21 protein-coding genes are annotated in these 20455 nt (G+C 37.9%); 18 read left to right on the plus strand and 3 right to left on the minus strand.

Annotation, left to right across the window (positions count from 1 at the left end):
- The first annotated feature begins 5 nt into the window (after positions 1–5).
- The 4 genes from C6Y06_RS00395 to rlmH all read left to right on the plus strand — a co-directional run bounded on the left by C6Y06_RS00395 (position 6) and on the right by rlmH (position 3434).
- The gene (locus C6Y06_RS00395) at positions 6–1721 is read left to right on the plus strand and encodes an ABC transporter ATP-binding protein (protein WP_060597674.1); all 1716 of its coding nucleotides are present in this window, start codon (positions 6–8) and stop codon (positions 1719–1721) included.
- Positions 1712–2542 carry an energy-coupling factor transporter transmembrane component T family protein gene (locus C6Y06_RS00400; protein WP_060597673.1) on the plus strand — a complete coding sequence of 277 codons (831 nt, stop codon included), beginning with the start codon at positions 1712–1714 and terminating at the stop codon, positions 2540–2542. The genes C6Y06_RS00395 and C6Y06_RS00400 overlap by 10 nt, the downstream gene beginning before the upstream one ends.
- Positions 2543–2703: 161 nt before the next feature.
- Positions 2704–2874, plus strand: a complete 171-nt coding sequence (locus tag C6Y06_RS00405; RefSeq protein ID WP_066031484.1) for a CxxH/CxxC protein — start codon at positions 2704–2706, stop codon at positions 2872–2874.
- An 80-nt stretch (positions 2875–2954) separates the two neighbouring features.
- Positions 2955–3434, plus strand: a complete 480-nt coding sequence (gene rlmH / locus C6Y06_RS00410; protein WP_034660583.1) for a 23S rRNA (pseudouridine(1915)-N(3))-methyltransferase RlmH — start codon at positions 2955–2957, stop codon at positions 3432–3434.
- A gap of 99 nt (positions 3435–3533) precedes the next feature.
- On the opposite strand, the gene C6Y06_RS00415 is transcribed toward rlmH, so the two are convergent.
- Positions 3534–4142, minus strand: coding sequence for a restriction endonuclease (locus C6Y06_RS00415; RefSeq protein WP_066031485.1), 609 nt, complete (start codon positions 4140–4142; stop codon positions 3534–3536).
- 243 nt (positions 4143–4385) lie between these two features.
- On the opposite strand from C6Y06_RS00415, the gene C6Y06_RS00420 reads away from it, so the two are divergent.
- The 11 genes from C6Y06_RS00420 to C6Y06_RS20220 all read left to right on the plus strand — a co-directional run bounded on the left by C6Y06_RS00420 (position 4386) and on the right by C6Y06_RS20220 (position 14789).
- On the plus strand, positions 4386–5309 hold the full coding sequence (locus C6Y06_RS00420) for a S8 family peptidase (protein WP_106036348.1): 924 nt from the start codon (positions 4386–4388) through the stop codon (positions 5307–5309).
- A gap of 1 nt (position 5310) precedes the next feature.
- Positions 5311–6171 carry an SAR2788 family putative toxin gene (locus C6Y06_RS00425; RefSeq protein WP_060597669.1) on the plus strand — a complete coding sequence of 287 codons (861 nt, stop codon included), beginning with the start codon at positions 5311–5313 and terminating at the stop codon, positions 6169–6171.
- A 6-nt stretch (positions 6172–6177) separates the two neighbouring features.
- Positions 6178–6759: an Imm64 family immunity protein gene (locus C6Y06_RS00430; protein WP_066031487.1), complete on the plus strand. Its 582-nt coding sequence runs from the start codon at positions 6178–6180 to the stop codon at positions 6757–6759.
- A gap of 252 nt (positions 6760–7011) precedes the next feature.
- Positions 7012–10104 carry an AAA domain-containing protein gene (locus tag C6Y06_RS00435; RefSeq protein ID WP_060597667.1) on the plus strand — a complete coding sequence of 1031 codons (3093 nt, stop codon included), beginning with the start codon at positions 7012–7014 and terminating at the stop codon, positions 10102–10104.
- A 90-nt stretch (positions 10105–10194) separates the two neighbouring features.
- The gene (locus tag C6Y06_RS00440; RefSeq protein WP_060597666.1) at positions 10195–11043 is read left to right on the plus strand and encodes an MBL fold metallo-hydrolase; all 849 of its coding nucleotides are present in this window, start codon (positions 10195–10197) and stop codon (positions 11041–11043) included.
- Between the two features lie 465 nt (positions 11044–11508).
- Positions 11509–11946: a helix-turn-helix transcriptional regulator gene (locus tag C6Y06_RS00445; protein WP_034660576.1), complete on the plus strand. Its 438-nt coding sequence runs from the start codon at positions 11509–11511 to the stop codon at positions 11944–11946.
- Entirely contained in the window at positions 11943–12677 is a 735-nt protein-coding gene (locus C6Y06_RS00450; protein ID WP_060597665.1) for an ABC transporter ATP-binding protein, read from the plus strand. Before C6Y06_RS00445 ends, C6Y06_RS00450 begins: the two co-directional genes overlap by 4 nt.
- A complete protein-coding gene (locus C6Y06_RS00455; protein ID WP_060597664.1) occupies positions 12674–13411 on the plus strand; it encodes an ABC transporter permease in 738 nt (245 codons plus the stop codon). The genes C6Y06_RS00450 and C6Y06_RS00455 overlap by 4 nt, the downstream gene beginning before the upstream one ends.
- A 102-nt stretch (positions 13412–13513) precedes the next feature.
- Positions 13514–14020, plus strand: a complete 507-nt coding sequence (locus C6Y06_RS00460; protein WP_034660571.1) for an LURP-one-related/scramblase family protein — start codon at positions 13514–13516, stop codon at positions 14018–14020.
- A 49-nt stretch (positions 14021–14069) separates the two neighbouring features.
- On the plus strand, positions 14070–14576 hold the full coding sequence (locus C6Y06_RS00465) for a hypothetical protein (RefSeq protein WP_066031489.1): 507 nt from the start codon (positions 14070–14072) through the stop codon (positions 14574–14576).
- 129 nt (positions 14577–14705) lie between these two features.
- The gene (locus C6Y06_RS20220; protein ID WP_231135477.1) at positions 14706–14789 is read left to right on the plus strand and encodes a hypothetical protein; all 84 of its coding nucleotides are present in this window, start codon (positions 14706–14708) and stop codon (positions 14787–14789) included.
- A gap of 90 nt (positions 14790–14879) precedes the next feature.
- Here C6Y06_RS20220 and C6Y06_RS00475 read toward each other — a convergent pair whose 3' ends face one another.
- The gene (locus C6Y06_RS00475) at positions 14880–15590 is read right to left on the minus strand and encodes a GntR family transcriptional regulator (protein WP_060597662.1); all 711 of its coding nucleotides are present in this window, start codon (positions 15588–15590) and stop codon (positions 14880–14882) included.
- Between the two features lie 154 nt (positions 15591–15744).
- Between C6Y06_RS00475 and C6Y06_RS00480 the strand changes: the two genes are divergently transcribed.
- From C6Y06_RS00480 to C6Y06_RS00490, 3 genes are all read left to right on the plus strand, one after another.
- The gene (locus tag C6Y06_RS00480; protein ID WP_060597661.1) at positions 15745–17643 is read left to right on the plus strand and encodes a beta-glucoside-specific PTS transporter subunit IIABC; all 1899 of its coding nucleotides are present in this window, start codon (positions 15745–15747) and stop codon (positions 17641–17643) included.
- A 12-nt stretch (positions 17644–17655) separates the two neighbouring features.
- Positions 17656–19092, plus strand: a complete 1437-nt coding sequence (gene bglA, locus C6Y06_RS00485) for a 6-phospho-beta-glucosidase BglA (RefSeq protein ID WP_034660565.1) — start codon at positions 17656–17658, stop codon at positions 19090–19092.
- A 154-nt stretch (positions 19093–19246) separates the two neighbouring features.
- Positions 19247–20227 (plus strand): restriction endonuclease, encoded by a 981-nt coding sequence (locus C6Y06_RS00490; RefSeq protein WP_066031490.1) that lies wholly within the window; start codon positions 19247–19249, stop codon positions 20225–20227.
- Between the two features lie 4 nt (positions 20228–20231).
- Here C6Y06_RS00490 and C6Y06_RS20225 read toward each other — a convergent pair whose 3' ends face one another.
- Complete coding sequence (locus C6Y06_RS20225; RefSeq protein ID WP_223251416.1) at positions 20232–20393, minus strand: hypothetical protein; 162 nt, start codon at positions 20391–20393, stop codon at positions 20232–20234.
- Positions 20394–20455 lie beyond the last annotated feature (62 nt).

A 20455-nucleotide genomic window follows, 5' to 3' on the forward strand; every position in this document is an offset into this window, starting at 1 on the left:
CATAAATGAAGAAACCGATGATTCAATTCGAACATTTCGGATTCAAGTATCGCAGTCAGGCAGAACCGACATTGAAAGATATCAACCTGACCATCTATGAAGGGGAAAAAGTCCTCATCGCAGGCCCGTCTGGATCGGGAAAAAGCACGCTAGCCCATTGTATCAATGGGCTAGTTCCTGCGTCTTATAAAGGTTCTATAGAAGGAAGTCTTCACATCGGCGGGAAAAATGCAGAGAAAGAGAACATTTTCTCCCTTTCACAGCTCGTCGGAACGGTGCTGCAGGACCCTGATGGACAATTTATCGGGCTGACCGTTGGAGAAGACATCGCGTTTGCTCTTGAAAATGATCAAGTCACACGCGAAGAAATGAAAACACGTGTCGAAGAAGCGGCAAGATTAACAGAGGTAGACGGCAAGCTGGCATCGTCCGTGCATGAGCTGTCAGGCGGTCAAAAACAACGTGTCGCCATTGCGGGCGTACTTGTCAACGATGTCGACATTTTGCTGTTTGATGAACCACTTGCAAGCCTTGATCCGTCTACAGGCAAAGAAGTGATCGATCTTATTGATCGACTGCAAAAAGAAACGAAAAAAACGGTCGTGATGGTCGAGCACCGGTTAGAGGACGTCCTCTTCCGTCATGTGGACCGCATCATCGTCGTCAATGACGGAACGATTGCGGCGGATATGACACCAGATGAATTGCTCGCCTCAAATGTATTAGAAGCGGCATATTTGCGCGAGCCTTTATATGTAAAGGCCATGAAATATGCAGGCATTCCAATTACACCGGGAGATCAGATAGCTAATTTACAGCATCTCACCTTAAATGACGAGGAAAAAGGGAAAATCGAGCAGTGGATGGAAGCGTCTGAGCCGTCAGTAGAGCAGATTGCAGCGCAGGATTTACTAGAGGTGCGTGAGCTGAGCTTTGACTATCCGACAAGACCAAACACGCTGAGCAACATCTCCTTTACCGTCAAAAAAGGAGAAATGATCAGCATCGCAGGAGCCAATGGCGCAGGCAAGACGACACTATCCAAGGTGCTCTGCGCATTTGAAAAGCCAACGAAAGGGACAATTCATCTGAATGGCGATGACATCACAGGAGACACAATCAAACAGCGTTCTGAACGAATCGGCGTTGTCATGCAAAACCCAAATCAAATGATTTCAAAACAAATGATCTTTGATGAAGTCGCACTCGGTCTCGTTTTAAGAGGCGTAAAGGAAGACGACATCAAAGAACGGGTGGAGCGGGTTCTAAAAGTATGCGGCTTATATCCATTTCGGAACTGGCCGATTTCAGCCCTCAGCTTCGGACAGAAAAAACGCGTCACCATTGCATCAATTCTTGTATTAGAGCCAGAAATCATCATTTTAGATGAGCCAACCGCAGGACAGGATTTTAAACATTACACAGAAATGATGACGTTTTTAGAGCAATTAAATCAGCAGGGTGTCACGATCTTCATGATCACCCATGATATGCATTTGATGCTCGAATACACGACAAGAACCATTGTCATTTCAGATGGAGAAAAAATCGCAGATGATACCCCAGCCAAAGTGCTGACAGATCAGCTGCTTGTCCAAAAGGCGAGCTTAAAGGAAACGTCGCTGTATGAACTGGCGCTGAAAGCAGACTGGCCGAATCCAAATGAACTCGTGGATCGCTTCATTGAGGTTGACAGAAAGGAACGAATGACATGGCTGTAGACATGCTGTCCTATATCGATCGCCCGTCGCCGATTCATCGGCTGACAGGTGCAACCAAACTCATTTGCTTTATCCTCTGGTCATCCGCAGCGATGCTCACGTATGATACAGGCATTTTAGTCTTTATGCTAGCCGCCAGTATCGTATTCTTTCAGCTATCGAACGTGCGATTTCGTGATATTTCCTTCGTGGTGATTGTTCTGGCGATTTTCCTAGTCATCAACAACATCGCCATTTACGTCTTTGCGCCCCAGCAAGGAGTCGCCATCTACGGAGCAAAGCATGAGCTGTTTCATATTGCAGGCTGGTACAACGTCACACTGGAACAGCTTTTCTATCAATTGAATATTACGCTGAAATATGTGACCGTCATGCCAGCAGCGCTTTTGTTTATCGTCACAACGAATCCAAGTGAATTTGCCTCATCGCTCAGCCGAATCGGGGTCAGCTACCGGATTTCCTATGCTGTCGCGATTGCCTTACGCTATATTCCAGATATTCAGCGGGATTTTCGAACGATAGCGATTTCTCAGCAAGCAAGAGGAATTGATTTATCGAAGAATGAAAAACTGGGGAAACGGATTAAAAATGCGCTGTCGATTGTGATGCCGCTCATTTTCTCCAGCTTGGAGCGGATTGAAACGATCAGCAATGCGATGGAGCTGCGCGGATTTGGAAAGCATAAAAAGCGCACATGGTTCACGGCGAAAGACTTTCAAAAAGCAGATTATGCTGCGTTATTGTTTGTTGGTGTGGTACTCATCGTGTCGCTAGTGATTACATTTGTTAGAGGAACAAGATTTTATAATCCATTTTTATAGAAAGAAGCCTTCACAGAAGTGGAGGCTTCTTTGTTTGGTTTGTGGATAAAAGGTGTGGGAAATGGCAAAAGACTATTAACATGTGAATAAATCGGTTATATTGAACAATGAGCGAAACACTTGTGAATAACCAGACAACATATTGGAGGAATAAGAAACTTATGAACAAAACATTATATGCTTGTGCAGAACACATAGAAACCGTATTAGACATGTACATAGATGATCACGAACAGCCACCAGAATTCAGAAAAATCGAACATACACACAGTTTATCCACAACCTGTGAATTGTGCGATGAACCTGCAATATATATAGTGGGGAACGAATGATCGGACACAAAATACACAAATTTTATCCACAATTGTTGATAACTTATATGAATAACTTGTTCTTAAGGTGGGGATGACCTGTGAATATATCAATTATCACAGTAGGAAAATTAAAAGAGAAATATTTAAAACAAGGCATAGCGGAATACACAAAGCGATTACAAGCCTATGCGAAAATCGACATCATTGAGCTCGCAGACGAAAAAGCACCCGAACACCTCAGCGATCAAGACATGAAAATCATCAAAGACAAAGAAGGCGAACGCATCCTAAGCAAAATCAACCCAGACGCCCACGTCATCGCCCTCGCCATCGAAGGAAAAATGAAAAGTTCCGAAGAATTAGCCGATACAATAGATAAGCTGGCAACATACGGAAAAAGCAAGGTATGTTTCGTCATAGGCGGATCCCTCGGATTAAGCGACGCCGTCATGCAGCGTGCGAATGAGAAACTGTCGTTTTCGAAAATGACGTTCCCGCATCAGTTGATGAGATTGGTGCTGGTGGAGCAGATTTATCGAGCGTTTCGGATTGTGCGGGGGGAGCCTTATCATAAGTGAATGGGGTTTTTGCGCATAAATATTAGTTACCATTTAATTTTAAAAAAACTAATTAAACCCAATCTAAAAAGGGTGAACATGGTTCATCCCTTTTTAAAATTAATCAAATAATTCTAATGATGGGGTTAAACAGAACTTTAAATCATTAGTTTCTTTTAACCCAATTTGATGATTAATCATTAAATCAACTAATTGATTCCCATCAATAAGTATGATCCAGCGTTCTTCACTTTTTAATTTTGCCTTATTCGTATAACTAGAGGTAGTGACGAAGTAAGCACCAGTGTTATGTTTTTGGCTCCATGCTCCAATAAAATCCCGAATATCTTGTTCACCTACTAGATTATTTTCTAAATATCTTTTAATTTGAACGAGTATTTCTCCTTGTTTGAGTAAGGTTCTATATAGTAGACCATCAATACCATCATCGCCACTTTTTTTAGTAACTTCACCGTAGGGTGCCTCATTTACTTGTACTAATACCTGTATTACTAACGACTCGAAATTATAGGGATTCATATTCATTAGTAATGACTTAAGATATTTTCTTAAATGAATTGAATACTCATCATAAGCTTTAATTAACGAATTGAGTGCCTCGTAATGTGTACTTGCGAATGGGGCCTCTAGTGATTGCAACTTCCCTGAAGTTTCCTTTGGAAGCTGATTATTCCAAAAATCATTGATGTTTGAATCTGGATTAATCATTAATTCCCTACCGTAATCTGTTAATAGAAGTAAATCTCCGTTTAACTAACCCCTTTAATATATTAAGCTGAAAAAGTAATTAAGTTAATAATTACGTTCATTAAATAACTAATTATGGATAAAAATATTGAATTTTCCATTACGATAAGTTATCATATATTTGAAGTTAAGTGATTCTTAAGTCATGAATAGGAGGTTTTATATATAAGAATAAAAATTTACACGTTTATAATTAGTATAATAGTGTTAGTTTTCTTAATTGTTTTTTTTGTATTTAATAACTTAAACAATACGAATAAAGAGAGTGAGAAAGCTAACTTCAGTGAAGACATAAAAGTCCAATGGAATATTAAGTTGCTTGATCCATATATGATGAACAGTGGAAGAAGCGAAGGAAGAACTAAAGTTAAAATAGCTATCTTAGACAGTGGTATTAATCAACAACATCAGGATTTAAAAGGTATTGTTAAAAAGGAATATAATGCTGTTACTCCAAAAAGACCTGTCACCGATGATTTTGGTCATGGCACTGCCGTGGCAGGAATCATTGGAGCAAGACAATCTAATAAAGGTATAACAAGTTACAATTATTCAGGTGTGGAGCTTTATGATGTTAAGGTTTTAAATCAACAAGGTAAAGGAGATGTTGAATCTTTAATAAAGGGTATTGAATGGAGCATAAAAGAAGGTGTACATATAATCAATATCAGTTCAGGTGTAGTTACTAATAAAGCTAAATTAAAGTCATCCATTGATAAAGCAGTGTCACATGGAATAATTATAGTAGCTGCAGCAGGAAATACATATGGAACTGGTGTAGAGTATCCAGCGAAATACACAAATGTGATATCAGTTAATTCTATTAAAAAAAATCTTAAAAGGCCAAGCTCAGCGGCAAGAGGAAAGATAGATTATATTGCACCAGGAGTTGATATACTCTCTACTAATCATAGGGGGGAATATAGTTTGTTTACTGGAACCTCCTTTGCAGCCGCACATGTTACTGGTGTAACTTCACTGTATGTTCAGGATTACTTGAGTAAATCTAAGAAGTTAAATGTTGATGAACTTATGAAAAAGTTGAAACAAGAATCCCGAAAAGTTCAATCTTTAAATGATGATGAGCAAGGGAACGGATTATTAATCTATAATCATAAAGGAGCCTAAAATGAATTATAAAAAAATAATAACTATATTAATAGTGACTGCGATGGTAATTGTAAATTTACCAATAAATCAAGCCGAAGCAATTAGTGAAAGTAATGAAGTAAATAATCAATTGTTAGAAAATCAGTTTGATGAGATTAAGCAGGAAGTCTATGATGAATTAAATATTGATTATACTGATGAATTGGATATTAATTTAATTGACTTAGAAGAAGAATCACTTCATATTGAAACTACCTTTAACTCAGAAGATCTTGAAGTTAAGGGTGACCTTGAAATGAGCTTAGAAACGGAAGAAATGAACTTTACGTCATCTATTATTGATGAAAATGGTAAACTTATTAACAAAGAATATGACATTGCCGTTGAAGAGGCGGATAATGAAACGTTTAAAGCTACCTTAACAGATAAAGACTCTGGTGAAAAATACACTGTTAATTCTGAAGAAATTGAGGCTTCTATTTTACCAGCTATTATTTTAGGTGTGATTATCAGAACTTCTGCTAAGATTGCTTTTAAGATGTATACAAGAAGTCAAATTTTAAGAGCTGTTACTGCAGTTACGTTTAAATCTGTGCAGCTACAAAAGAAATTTAAACATGCTGTTGATTTTGGTGTAAAAGGATCTTATAGCAAGGCAAATGCAAAAAAATTTGAAACAGCTCTAAGAAACCACGTAAGTCGTTCAAGTCATGTATATAGAACAAAGCATAGTGGACAATCAGGTTACGTTATGATGCATTTAAGGGGGAATAAAGCTGCATTTTTCAAGCAGAACGGTGAATTTATTACTGGTTATAAGCTCTCAACGAAACAAAAAAATAACTATATTAGAATCGGTGAGTTAATAGTTAAGAGGTGATTAATAATGGGTATAGGTGGATCTGTAAATGTTGGTGTTGTTTTTCGTGAAAATGATCATATTCAAATGTTTCAGTCTTTCGTAAATTCCTTAAAAAAAAGGGACGTGTCCTTTAAAAAAGTAAAGTATAGTATAGATACAGATGGAGAAAATTGGATTGAACAAAGTATAAGTAAAAATATCATCGAAGATTCATATTTGTCTGGTCACTATACAGAATTTGAAGTATTAAATCTATTAAATAGCTCTAAACCAGTAAGATTAACAATTCATATAGAAGATGGATACTTTGGTTTCTTACTAGATTTTAACTGGGAAGAAGTAGCCTCTCAAGAAGTATTTATTCTTCAAAATCAAATGCTACAGTTTTTAATCGAACTTTATCAGGATCTCTCTTATCATCATGCGTTCATTGGCCATGAAATTGAAGTTGATGTCCATCCAGATGACTTTGAAGGTTTCATTGGAGAAGCTGATTATCCAGTTGGGATTATTGGTAAAGGACATAGATTAGCTATTTATTATGGTTCTGTTGGAATGGATGGTTTATCTGCTCAAAAAAAGAGAACAGAATTAGTTAATTTATAGATCAAGCAAGCGTCATTCAATTCTATTGAATGGCGCTTTATTTATTTAATGGCGTAATAAAACCATCTAAGAAAGGTTATTATAAAAAAATTTTGAAATATGTTTAGTTGATATTTTGCTGCTTCATATTAACTACAATATGGAATTGAGTTACACTGGAAAAGTATGTTATTATTTAATATTAAAGACTCAAAGACTATTCAAAAGTATAATTGTCGATATTTAAATATGCTCGATAACAGGAGATATAGCATGAATAAAAAGGAAGATATTCTAAATGCATGGATTACAATAGAGCAGTTAGCAGAAGGTTCAATTAATAAAAGTGGCAAATTATTAAAGACATTTCATCGTATTGAAAAAGATTGGCAACAATTCTTTATGAATTTTTTATCTCATCAAAAACAACAAAATAATATGTTAGATAAAGCCTTTAAAAAGTCTGGAATCGTATTTTACTTTGGTATTTTCAATTTCCAAGAAGTTGTTGATATTTTGAGAGAAAAATATAATATTGAGAAAACTTATGAGGAAATAAGTAATTCGGAAAAATTTACTTTCGCTTTATATTTTGATCATCAACTCAACCTAGTGGCTGATAAATTATTTTTAACAATGAGCGGTTATATCCGCGAACATGGCCATTTACCTGATGATTTCTTAAAAGTTGAAACTTTATTTAGAGAAGAATTAGATCGAAAATTTGAAGAGGGTTTTCATAATGTGTTTTCTGAACTTATACAAAAGTATCATGTGTCAATAGATAATTTCCGTTATAAATTCATACGACATCTGGATAATGAGGATATTAATCTACATTCCTTCTTTATTGAAGATTTAAAAATGGCAAAGTTAATTGATACTGAAAATATAAACAGATATTTTAACGGGTTTACTGGAAATAGAAGAAATCTAGACAGTCATAAAGAGTCTGAACATTTTAACGCTTATATTTTTGAGGAAATTGCTTTAAAACCAAAATATTATCCGTTAGGACGTTTTCCATCAAACCCTGATTATGCACTCTATTTTATGCAACAAGCAGCTGTCAATTTAGCTTTAAACGACAAAAACGATATCCGAAGTATTAACGGCCCACCAGGAACAGGCAAGACAACATTGTTGAAGGATATTTTTGCTGATTTAGTCGTACAACAGGCACTAGCTATTTCAAATCTTTCTAATAAAGTGATTCAAGGCAGTCTGACCTATTGGCAAAATGCTAAACTTGGCGTTTTACCACGATCTATTTCTGATAAAAATATTATTGTGGCAAGTTCAAATAATGGAGCAGTCCAAAATATCGTTAATGAATTACCGGTGAAAGAAGAGATTCCAAAATGTTTTCAAGATCAATTAGAGAAAGCAAATTATTTCAAAGATATTTCTAATTCTCAATTAACAGGAGAAGGATTTGGGAAAGATCGATACATTATAAGTGAACTGCTCAATGATAAAAATTGGGGTGTTTTTTCATTAGAAGGTGGAAATTCAATCAACATGAATAAATTGCTTCTCAATATAGAGGCAATTGAAAAAGATTTAGAGGAAGATGATCAATCGAATACTGGAGTATATCAGGAATTCAAACGGCTTTATAATAAATTAAAAGTTGAAAGAGATAAAGTAGAAAAATATAGCCAAAAATTATATAAAATACGAAAACTAAATATCAATTATATAAATCAAGTTAAAGAATTTGAAAATGAGAAAAAAGAAAAACATAAAGTTTTGACTAGTAATGAAAAAGAAGCAAAAGTTGAATTAGAGAGACTTAGAGAAGAGGAATTAAAATTTCAAAAAGTTTTATCTAATGTTTCTGTTGAACTTGAAAATTTATCAAGGGCAGAAGTACAAGCTGAACGAAATTATCATGTTCTTACTTCACAAAAGCCTAGTTTTTTATGGTTTCAGAAAATATTTAATAAATCTAAAGTCGAACATTATTTCAAAAAGCTAAGCAGCGTGAATGAACACTTAAATGATCTAACTCAACAAAAAACAACACTTACAAATGATTATAGACAGCTTGAAAATCATCTAGCGAAAAATGCTGTTAAAAAAGAGCATACTCAAAAACAAATGATGGAAAGAAAATCTACCTTTGAACGATGGGTGAATGCTAAGGATAATGATCTGGGAAAAATGAAAAAAGAAATTGATGCATTTGAAAAGAACAAATCACAAAGTGAAATTAAGGAAATAGACTTTTCTCTATCATACGAAGAACTCCAAAAGTCTAATCCTTGGTTTACAAAGGAGTTTCGTATTTTACAATCAGAATTATTTATTTCGGCATTAAAAGTGAGAAAGCAATTCCTCTCTGAGAATGTAAGAAATTTAAGGGCAGCAAGGATTATCTGGAATAAACAATCAAATTACATTGCGAAAGAGAATGGCCATGAGTTAATTTCAGAAGCATGGCAATGGATCAATTTCGCTGTGCCAGTTATCAGTACTACTTTTGCAAGTTTTGGTCGAATGTTTAAAAACCTCAAGGAAAATTCAATAGGCAACTTATTCATTGACGAGGCTGGTCAAGCATTACCGCAGGCTAGTGTAGGAGCAATTTTTAGAAGTAAAAAAGTAATGGTTGTAGGGGACCCCTCACAAATAAAGCCTGTATTAAATTTAGATCCAAATGTTTTAACTTTGATTGGAAGACACTATAATGTAGACGAAAAATTTGTATCTGCTAATGCATCCACTCAAACAATAGTAGATGATACTAGTCAGTATGGATTCCAAAAAAACGAAGACGAATGGATTGGTATTCCACTGTGGGTACATAGACGTTCAAACTATCCAATGTTCACGATTTCTAATGAAATTTCTTATGATGGTTTAATGGTACAAGGTAAAAATGAAGATGAGGTGCAAGGGACATCAGAGTGGCTTCATTGTGTTGGAAAGGCGAATGACAAATATGTTAAAGAACAAGCTGAGTTACTAAAAAACCAAATTACTAAGCAATTACAAGCAAATACAGATTTAGCTGATGATATCTATGTAATATCTCCCTTTAGAAATGTTGCTTATCAAATTACAAGAGTTTTAGATGAAATTTGCTTTACTAAACGAAAAGACGGTAAACCAACAAATGTAGGTACTGTTCATACTTTTCAAGGAAAAGAAGCGAAAATTGTCTATTTTGTCCTAGGAACAGATTCAAATAGCAGTGGAGCAGCAAAATGGGCTGTTTCAGAGCCCAATATAATGAATGTTGCGGCCACTCGAGCTAAAGAAGAATTTTATATTATTGGTGATAAGAAATTGTATGCATCTCTTGGAAGTGACGTTGCAAACAAGACTATTTCAATTATTAATGACTATAATAATAAGTGAATTTCAAACTTATAACATATACGTACAACTGGCTTGTAACCAGCTGCGTAAGTAGTACTTCAATATACAATCTAAGAAAGCAGGCACACCATGCACACAATCAAAAAAATAGGCCAAACCTTCTCCTACATCACACCAATATCACTCACCGACCGCCCCATTCTAGGTATGGTTGTGGGCAGTAACAAGACATTAATGATTGATGCTGGTAACTCGAAAGAACATGCCAAGTACTTTATCAAAGAAACGTTAAAACATGAGAACTTGACTCCTGATATGGTTGTCCTCACGCATTGGCATTGGGATCATATCTTTGGTCTGCCAGCGCTGCCTGATTCGCTTTCGATTGCTTCTGTAAAGACAAGAAGTGAAATGGAGAAGCTGCTTCCGTTTTCGTGGTCAGATGAGGCGATTGATGAGCGGGTGAGGGAAGGAACGGAGATTGAGTTCTGTGCGAAGGCCATCAAGGAAGAATATCAGGATCATCGAGATATTAAAGTGGTTTTACCGGATGTGACATTTGACCGTCGGATGGAGATCGATCTTGGCGGGGTCACGTGTGTCGTGCAACTTGTTGGAGGCGATCATGCCGCAGATTCAGTCATCGTGTATGTGAAAGAAGAGAAAATCCTTTTTCTTGGTGATTGCATTTATCCGAAAATGTATGCCGAAAAAGTACATTATACGATGAAGGAAACATTGCGACTTTTAAATGAATTAGATGGTTTTGATGCTGATATGTATATTCCTTCACATCAAAGACCGTGGACAAAAGAGGAGTTTCGTCAGGAAACAAACAAGCTTAGGATGATTGCGAAATATACCGATCTTTGTGGTGGAGATAAGCAGAAAATCACGATAGAATATCAAAATTACGTGAACAGAGAACTGAAAGAAGATGAATTAGAAACCATTGCTTACTTTGTAAATGGTTATTAAATAATTGCTGAAACTAAACAAAAAAGTCTCATTTGAGTGATTTCCCTCAAACGAGACTTTTTTATTTTCTATGGCAAACCTACAACATATTCTGCATCACAAACTGTGACAGACATTTTTCATAGTTCCTCTTTTTATTCACTGATAACATTACTATACTTATCTAGTGATGCTTTGCGTGGGGGAATACCGATTTTCCAAGCCATTCTTACTTCCCTTATTAGCTTTAGCAAAAGGTGTTGTAGCAGAATTAAAAATTAGTATATGTGATTAAACATATGAATCTCAGTTCCTATATTCGATTACACACCAAAAAAGTCCCCTCCACTTAATTTCGAGGTGGCTTTTTTGGGTTAAACTTAGGCATTTAACCAAATGTAAATTGAAGATAACTTCTGATGTCATGTTCAGTTGGTAGATGATCGGAATAAGTCTTATATAATGATATTGAAGGGTGTGAAAAACATGATCAATATGAATTTGAAAAAAATGCGAAAAATACACAGGTTTACACAAGAAGAAGTGGCTGAGAAAATTGGTGTTTCAAGGCAAGCTGTTGCGAAATGGGAATCGGGAGAAACTGTGCCGGATATCAACAATTGTAAGGCTTTGGCTGAAATATATGGCGTTGCTTTGGATGATCTCGTGAATAATGTGGATGGTACAGAAGAGGTAGGGGTGAAACCAAAAGGAAAACACATATTTGGACTTGTAAAGGTTGGTGAACGCGGGCAAATTGTCATTCCTAAAAAAGCGAGGGAGATATTCAGCATCAGTCCTGGAGACAGCCTGTTGATTTTGGGCGATGAAGCTCAAGGAATCGCCATTGTAAAAAATGAGGCCTTCCTGCAGTTTGCTGACGATATATATAAGGCACAGGAAGATCAGGAGGATGAGGAATGATTGCTATTCAAACAAAGAATCTAACTAAGAAATTCGAAGAAAAGATTGCAGTCGATTCTCTTAATCTTTCAATTGAACAAGGCGAGCTTTTTACTTTACTTGGAGTGAATGGTGCAGGTAAAACGACAACGATCAAGATGTTGACCTGTCTTAGCATCCCTACTACCGGTGATGCAACGATCCTTGGTAACAGTATTGTTTCTAATCCCTATGCAGTAAAAGAACAGATTAATGTTTCACCACAGGAAACGGCAATAGCTCCTAATTTATCCGTTAAAGAAAATCTTGAATTAATCGCTCAAATATACGGATTCCACAAGAAAACGGTTGATATAAAAGTCGAGGAAATGCTTGGTACGTTTAGTCTGACGGAGGTATCTAAAATGAAGGCTAAAACCTTATCTGGAGGAATGCAAAGAAGACTTAGTATTGCAATGGCACTCATTACAGACCCCAAAATCCTTTTTCTTGATGAACCTACTCTCGGTCTCGATGTCATCGCAAGGCGTGAGCTATGGAGTACTATTGAGAAATTAAAGGGGAGCATGACCATCATTCTCACGACACATTATATGGAGGAAGCAGCAGCCCTTTCGGATCGAATAGGGACGATGGCGAAAGGAAAATTAAAGGCAGTTGGAACAGCAGCTGAATTGATGGAAAGTACCAACACCAAATCACTTGAGGATGCCTTTATTTCGTTAGCTACCAATGAGGAGGTCACCAGATGAAGTCACTAGCCTTTGCTGCACGTAATCGTAAAGAGATTTTGAGAGATCCTTTAAACTTAGCATTTGGTATAGGCTTCCCGTTAGTTATCTTATTTTTGCTTCATGCTATTCAAGCGAATGTTCCAACTGATTTATTTGTCATTGATAAACTAATTCCTGGCATAGCCGTCTTCGGGCTTTCTTTTATCTCACTATTCTCTGGAATGTTAATAGCTAAAGATCGAAGTACATCATTTTTGATGCGATTGTTTACTACACCTCTTTCTGCCTCAGATTACATTGTAGGGTATATTGTCCCACTCATACCGATAGCAATTGTTCAAGTTATCATTAGCTTTATCGCAGCACTTTTCTTAAGATTACCTTTTAATTCCAATGTTTTGTTATCCATTCTTGTCCTTTTGCCAACATCTTTACTATTTATCGGCATAGGGCTCTTAGTGGGGAGTATATTTAACGACAAGCAGGTTGGTGGTATTTGTGGAGCGCTACTAACGAATATGAGCGCATGGTTAAGTGGTACATGGTTCGATTTGAATTTAGTTGGAGGCTGGTTCAAAGATATTGCGTACGCACTTCCATTTGCTCACGCAGTAGACGCTAGCAGAGCCGCACTTTCTGGAGACTATGCATCAATTTTACTGCATCTTTGGTGGGTAATTGGATATACAGGTGTTATTGTAGCTATCGCCATTTTTGCTTTTAAAAAGAAAATGAATGGGGAAAACGCTTAGTTTGATACAGTTTTTGGTGAAGAAATTTACAGCTGGGTTATCTGGGCCTTTTTCTGTATGATAAACTTTAATGAAGTTGTCATTTAGTAGAGGGAGGTACATATGAAACAGCTTTACATGAAGCAGAAAGTATTTAGTCTGAGCGGCAGGTTTACGGTAAAGGATCAGCAGGAGAACGATGTGTATGTGGTTGAGGGCAGCTTTATGAAGATGCCGAAGACGTTCACCATTCTGAATACAGAACGAGAAGAAATCGCCGTGATTACGAAGAAAATGTTTAGCTTTTTACCAAAGTTTTTAGTAGAAGTTGGTGGGCAAGAGGTATTGACGATCAAAAAAGAGTTTACGTTCTTTAAAGCAAAATATTCAATTGATGCTGCTGGTGTAGAAGTACAAGGCAACTGGTGGGATATGAATTTCCAAGTGCTGCAGAATGGCGAAGTGATCGGTCAGGTGAAGAAGGAATGGTTTACTTGGGGTGACAGCTATAAGGTTGATATTTTGAAAGAAGAGATGGAGCCTGTGATGATTGCACTGGTTGTTGCGATTGATTGTGTGAAGGCTGATGAGGCAGCGTCTAGGTCTTCTTCGTCGGCAACGACGAATTAAGATCATCATTTTTTAGAAATAGATGAATAACAATGGAGGGTTTAAAAAGTTGGACAACCTAACCCGCATATTAAGATTAAGAGACGCAGAAATATGGGAGTATGAATTTCTCGATAAAAAAGAAATCACCATTTATTTCTCCATTACAGATTTAAATCGAAAAGCAACGACTCACGATAATCCTCTAGCTACCCAAGAAGAACTGGATGAAAGATATAATTACATTTCAATTGATGTCCATAGTAATCTCGATCTCAAAAAAACGTTTGAAGAAGAAACATTCGATGATTTTATCACCACGATCTCTTCTTTAGTAGAGCATATGCACGATTTTCACAATGCTCATGTTTTTATTAAAACTCATGTTCATGACAAAATGGACTTAACTGATTTTCAGTTAGAGGAAGATGAAGATGTGCATGGTGATGAAAAAGAACAACTAGACACGCATAAACGGTCATTGATTCAGGAAAAATGTTTTCAGTTGGTAGAAAGCCATTTAAATCGAAAGATCAAAGATATATCGAGCAGTAGGTTTTGCCAAGATTTAATGTGAGATTAACATATGAGATAAGCAAACTGATCACATTCCAATACAAAATATTTCTAACAGTCGTCGAATCCGGCAGTTTTAAAAGCCGAGGAGAAACTTGGGCTGACACAGTCTGGCGTGAGTCATAACATTGTGAAGCTCGTATCCGAATTAGGGATTGTATTGCTGCGGCGGAATCGAAACGGTCTTTCATTAATTGATGAGGTGAGCGGGTGATGCCTCATATTCGGCAAAACATTCATCATGCGACATTTCTTCATACGACAAAAAAGCTTCCTGATTGTCTCAGGAAGCTTTTTCCATCCATCACCCATAATAATTATTCGCCTGAATAAAAAATTGGGATTGCATGTAGTTATATGTGATTTTCGAGAAGTCGAAGGGCTGGCCGTTTGTGAGATGAAAGACGGTCTCGACGCGGAGAGCGGGATCATCTTGTTTAAGGCCGAGGTGCTTTGCTTCGGTTTCATTCAGTTTTCCTACTTGTAAGTACATATCGGAAAAGCCGACCTTGAGTCCAAGGCCTTCACTGATAAATTTAAAAACAGAATCGGCAGCAATTTCTGTGTTGAGATAGGGAATGATGGTTTTTCGATAATAGGATTCTTCTAGACATAAGGTTTGTCCATTGATGTAACGGATGCGTTTGAGGTAAAAAACATCCTCATCTTCTTCAATATTCAAATTAAGCGCTGCTTCTTCGGGCGGTTTGATGGTGTCTAGCATTAAAACCTCTGAAGTCAGTTGAAATTCCTCTAAATCTTTTTTAAACCCTTGGTTGGATAAAAGGCTGATATAGCCCTTGCGCCTGTGTCTTCGAACAAAGATGCCGCTGCCCCTCACTTGATAGATAATTCCTTTTCTTTCGAGTAAGTCTAATGATTTGATAATGGTGCTTTTGCTCACAGCAAATTGGCTCATGAGGGTTTCGAGTACAGGAAGCTTGTCCCCTTGCTGCAGCTCATGGGTGACAATATATTTTTCAATATCGCTCGCAATTTGTTGATACTTTAACATAGCCATTCCTCTTTGTTTTCACGATTTATTGTCTTTGTATTATAGCACATACCGATTTTCCTTTGATATGCTAATCAAAATTATATATGTATTGATATATTGTACCGGTATAATTATAATATACATATACTAGTAGTGATAAAGGGGGGGTTATATGTCAAAAGTGAGGGATTATCAAAAGCTTGCAGAAGACATCTTAGAGGCAGTTGGCGGAGAAGAAAATGTGGTGAGTGCCGCAAGATGCGCCACGCGTCTGCGTTTGGTACTGAAACGTTCGAATCCAAAGGCCAAGGAAGCAGTCAACGCCATGCCTGGTGTTATTACCGTGGTGGAAAACGGCGGTCAATTTCAGGTCGTCATCGGCCAGCATGTTGGTGAAGTATACGAGCATTTTTCCAACCTTGTTCAGCTCCAATCGTCGGATGATGACCAGCCTAATGAAAACAAGGGAACGGTACTGAACCGTGTCATTGCGACCATGTCCGCTGTGTTTGCGCCTTTTGTGTATATTTTGGCTGCAGCTGGTATTTTACAAGGTGCACTTATCCTCATTAATTTGTTATTTCCAAGCTTTTCGAAAACGGGAACATATGAAGTCTTTAGTTTCATTTCATGGGCACCGTTTACGTTTTTGCCAATCTTTATTGCCATCACAGCAGCTAAGCATTTTAAAACGAATATGTATATCGCAGTAGCGTGTACAGCAGCGCTTGTCAGTCCAGCTTGGACAGAAATTGCTGGGCGTGTGGCTTCAGGTGAAGGCGTTACCTTTTTAGGCATTGCGTTATCTGAAACTGTTTATACGTCATCTGTTTTGCCTCCGCTGTTCCTGGTATGGATTCTTTCATATGTAGAGAGATTTTTAAATAAACGGATTCACGAGGTAGTAAAACCGTTATTTGTCCCATTTATCTGTATGGTCGTCATGGTTCCGTTAACCATTCTATTAATTGGTCCTCTTTCAACAGCAGGTGCAAATGGGATTGCAAACGGATACAATATCTTAGCAGAAAATGTACCGGCTTTAGCAGGCGCCATTATCGGTGGATTCTGGCAAGTACTTGTCATATTCGGCGTTCACTGGGGCATTACGCCAATGGTGCTCGCCAACTTTGAACAATATGGACGTGACTCCTTCCAGGCATATCAAACCATCGCTGTTATCGCTCAGGTCGGCGCAGTGTTAGGAGTTATTTTAAAAGCAAGAAACCGCGAAACTCGGAAAGTCGGAGTCTCAGCCGGAATCACGGGACTCTTCGGAATTACGGAGCCTGCGATTTACGGTGTTACCTTACGTTTTAAAAAGCCGTTTATTTTCGGATGTATTTCTGGAGCAGCCGGTGCCATCGTTGCCAGCTTCTTCACGCCTTATTACTTTGCGTATGCAGGTTTGCCTGGTCCGCTGACAATTGTGAACGGAATTAGTGCAGATTATCCAACATCGATCATCGGTATCTTAATTGGTGTCGCAATTGCGCTGATCTTACCAGTTGTGCTCATTCAAATGTTTGGTTATGGGGAAGATACAGTGGAGCAGACAGCCGGAACAACAACTGTCAAAGATCAAGATAAAGAAAAAAAGAATGCTTCGATGAACAATGAAGAAACAATCACTGCACCACTTGCAGGAAAAGTGCTCACATTATCTGAAGTACCGGATGCCGTATTTAGCTCCGGGGCGATGGGCAAAGGCTTTGCCATTGAACCGACAGACAATAAGCTGTATGCACCGTTTGACGGCAGTGTTGTCATGCTTGCACCAACAAAGCATGCCATTGGACTTCGTTCAGAATTTGGTGTGGAGTTACTTGTTCACGTAGGAATTGATACGGTTTCTCTAGATGGCTCAGCATTTACACTCAAAATTCAAGAAGGCGACAAGGTGAAAAAGGGTGACTTGTTGATGACATTTGATCAAGAAGCCATTGAAAGCAAAGGATTAAAAACAGTCACACCAGTCATCATCACCAATACACAAGCGTATGAAGATGTGATGGTAGAAGCACAATCGACATGTCAGCCAACGGACGTCATGATTACAATTGTAAAATAGGAGGAATAAATAATGACATTACCAAAAGGTTTTCTATGGGGCGGAGCATTAGCTGCACATCAATTCGAAGGTGGATGGAATGAAGGAGGAAAAGGCCCAAGTGTTGTGGATGTAATGACAGCTGGTGCTCACGGAGTACCGAGACAAATTACTGAGACGATAGAAGACAACAAATTTTATCCGAACCATGAAGCGATCGATTTCTACCATCGTTACAAGGAAGATATCGCGATGTTTGCCGAAATGGGTTTGAAATGCCTGCGTACATCCATCGGCTGGAGCCGAATTTTCCCAAAGGGAGATGAAGCTGAACCGAATGAAGCTGGTTTACAATTCTATGATGATGTATTTGATGAACTGCTCAAGCATGGCATCGAGCCTGTAATTACACTGTCTCACTTTGAGATGCCGCTTCATTTGGCAAGAGAATACGGCGGGTTCCGAAGCCGAAAAGTCGCTGAGTATTTCGCAAAATTCGCAGAAGTGTGCTTCAATCGATACAAGGACAAAGTCACATACTGGATGACATTTAATGAAATCAATAACAAAATGGATGTCAACAACCCACTGTTCCTTTGGACAAATTCAGGGGTATCAGTCAAAGAAGGCGAAAATGCCAAAGAAATCATGTATCAAGCAGGACATCATGAATTACTTGCAAGTGCGTGGGCAGTAGCAAAAGGCAAAGAAATCAATCCTGCTTTTCAAATTGGAGCAATGGTTTCTCACGTACCAATCTATCCATATTCCTCAAATCCAGAGGATGTCATGCTTGCTGAAGAATATATGAGACAACGCTATTTCTTCCCAGATGTACAAGTTCGGGGCTACTATCCGAGCTATGCACTTAAAGAATTCGAACGCGAAGGCTATCATATTCCGTTTGAAGAAGGCGATGAAGAAAGCTTAAGAAAAGGGAAAGTAGATTATCTTGGCTTTAGCTACTACATGTCGACAACGGTTAAAAGTGATGCAGTGTCTGATAACAACGGAGATATTGTCAACGGAGCCCTGCCGCATGGTGTAGACAATCCTTATATCAAATCAAGCGACTGGGGCTGGTCCATTGACCCGACAGGCCTAAGATATACTTTGAATCGTTTTTATGATCGCTATCAAATCCCGCTATTCATTGTAGAAAATGGATTTGGTGCCATAGATCAAGTGGAAGAAGACGGTTCTATTCACGATCCAGAACGTATTCAATATCTCGCTTCTCATATCGAAGCACTGAAAAAAGCCATTGAATACGACGGTGTTGACCTTATTGGCTACACACCTTGGGGCATCATTGATATCGTGTCATTCACAACAGGTGAAATGAAAAAACGCTACGGCATGATCTACGTTGACCGCGACAACGAAGGCAACGGCTCGATGAAGAGACTCAAAAAAGATTCTTTTACTTGGTACCAAAACGTCATTGCCACGAACGGTGAAGAAGTGTAACAAAGGAAAAGAGAAGCCCGGATGAGCGAAGTATGTGCTTGTTCGGGTTTTTACGTTCTTTCGGGAAAATTGGTTTGTATCTCCTTTTGTTCACTAGATATAAGTCTTATAATTTAGTAAGAAAAGAAGAAGATTGGAATGGGAGAGATCGTAAATGACGAAATGGTGGATGGTGCGTGCAGGCGACCAGAATGATTTAATTCCGATTTGGGAAGAGAAAGGATTAGCATCAATCGGGTGGCCTAAATTAGGTAATCCAAAACAATATCAAACAAAGCAAGAGATGAATGCTCGAGCTGATGTCATATACGCCGAGAACAAACCTTTTACGAGAAGAAGCTGGGTTAGTCAGGTATGGAGGTTTAGTAGAGAAATTCAAAAGGGAGATCGAATTATTACATACATAAAAGAAAGCCGTGAATATCGAGTTGGTACGGTGACTGCTCCACATTTTTTTGATGAAGCAGCAGGGGATAAAATGTATCCAAATCATATTCAAGTCAATTGGGAACCAATCGCAGTGAAACGAGATTCTCTCAGCCAATCAGCTAAGAACAGCCTCGGTTCTATATCAACTGTTTTTCGTGTAGACGATTGGGGGAAAGAAATTGAACACCTACTTAAAAACCCTACTTCTATACCAGCATTCGAAGATGAAACAGAAGAAGATGAAATTATTGAAGATTTAGTCAGCAAAGCAACTGTGATGATTGCAGATAAGGTGGATAAACTGGATCCGTGGCAGATGCAAGACTTAGTCGGGGGCTTACTGCAAGCTATGTCATACAATGTTCGTGTGAGTCCAAAAGGTCCTGACGGCGGTGTAGATATATTAGCTTATAAAGATGCATTTGGATTTGAAAAGCCTATTATTAAAGTACAAGTCAAGCATCGGAAAAATTCAGCCAGTGCGCCAGAAGTGCAGCAATTATTAGGAGCAAACCCCATGAATGCAAATAGTTTATTTGTTTCTACTGGTGGATTTACCTCTCATGCAAAAGCTGTTGCGAAGCATAATGAAGTTCATCTATTGGACTTAGAAGAACTCGTCAATCTTATTGTACATTGGTATGAGGATATGCCAACTGAGACAAGATCTTTATTACCTTTGAAAAAAGTGTATGTGCCTGAGTGAATTTTTATTGTCTAAATTTTATTAATGCCTGAATACAAAGAAAAAAGAGAGTAATGGCGACAAAATAGTTCATTGGATTGTGAAAGATCTTGATGTTCAAGGATATTTGAAGAAGAATCCAAAGGCCGAATATCACCATAATTGCAGGAATGATTCTTTTATACACATTGATTTTCCTTTCGGGAGTGGTTTGTTTTTAGTTAGCATTGTCTCATATCATTGCAGAGG

This window comes from Bacillus sp. MZGC1 (genome assembly GCF_002998605.1).
In the GTDB taxonomy this organism is placed as follows: Bacteria; Bacillota; Bacilli; order Bacillales; family Bacillaceae; genus Bacillus.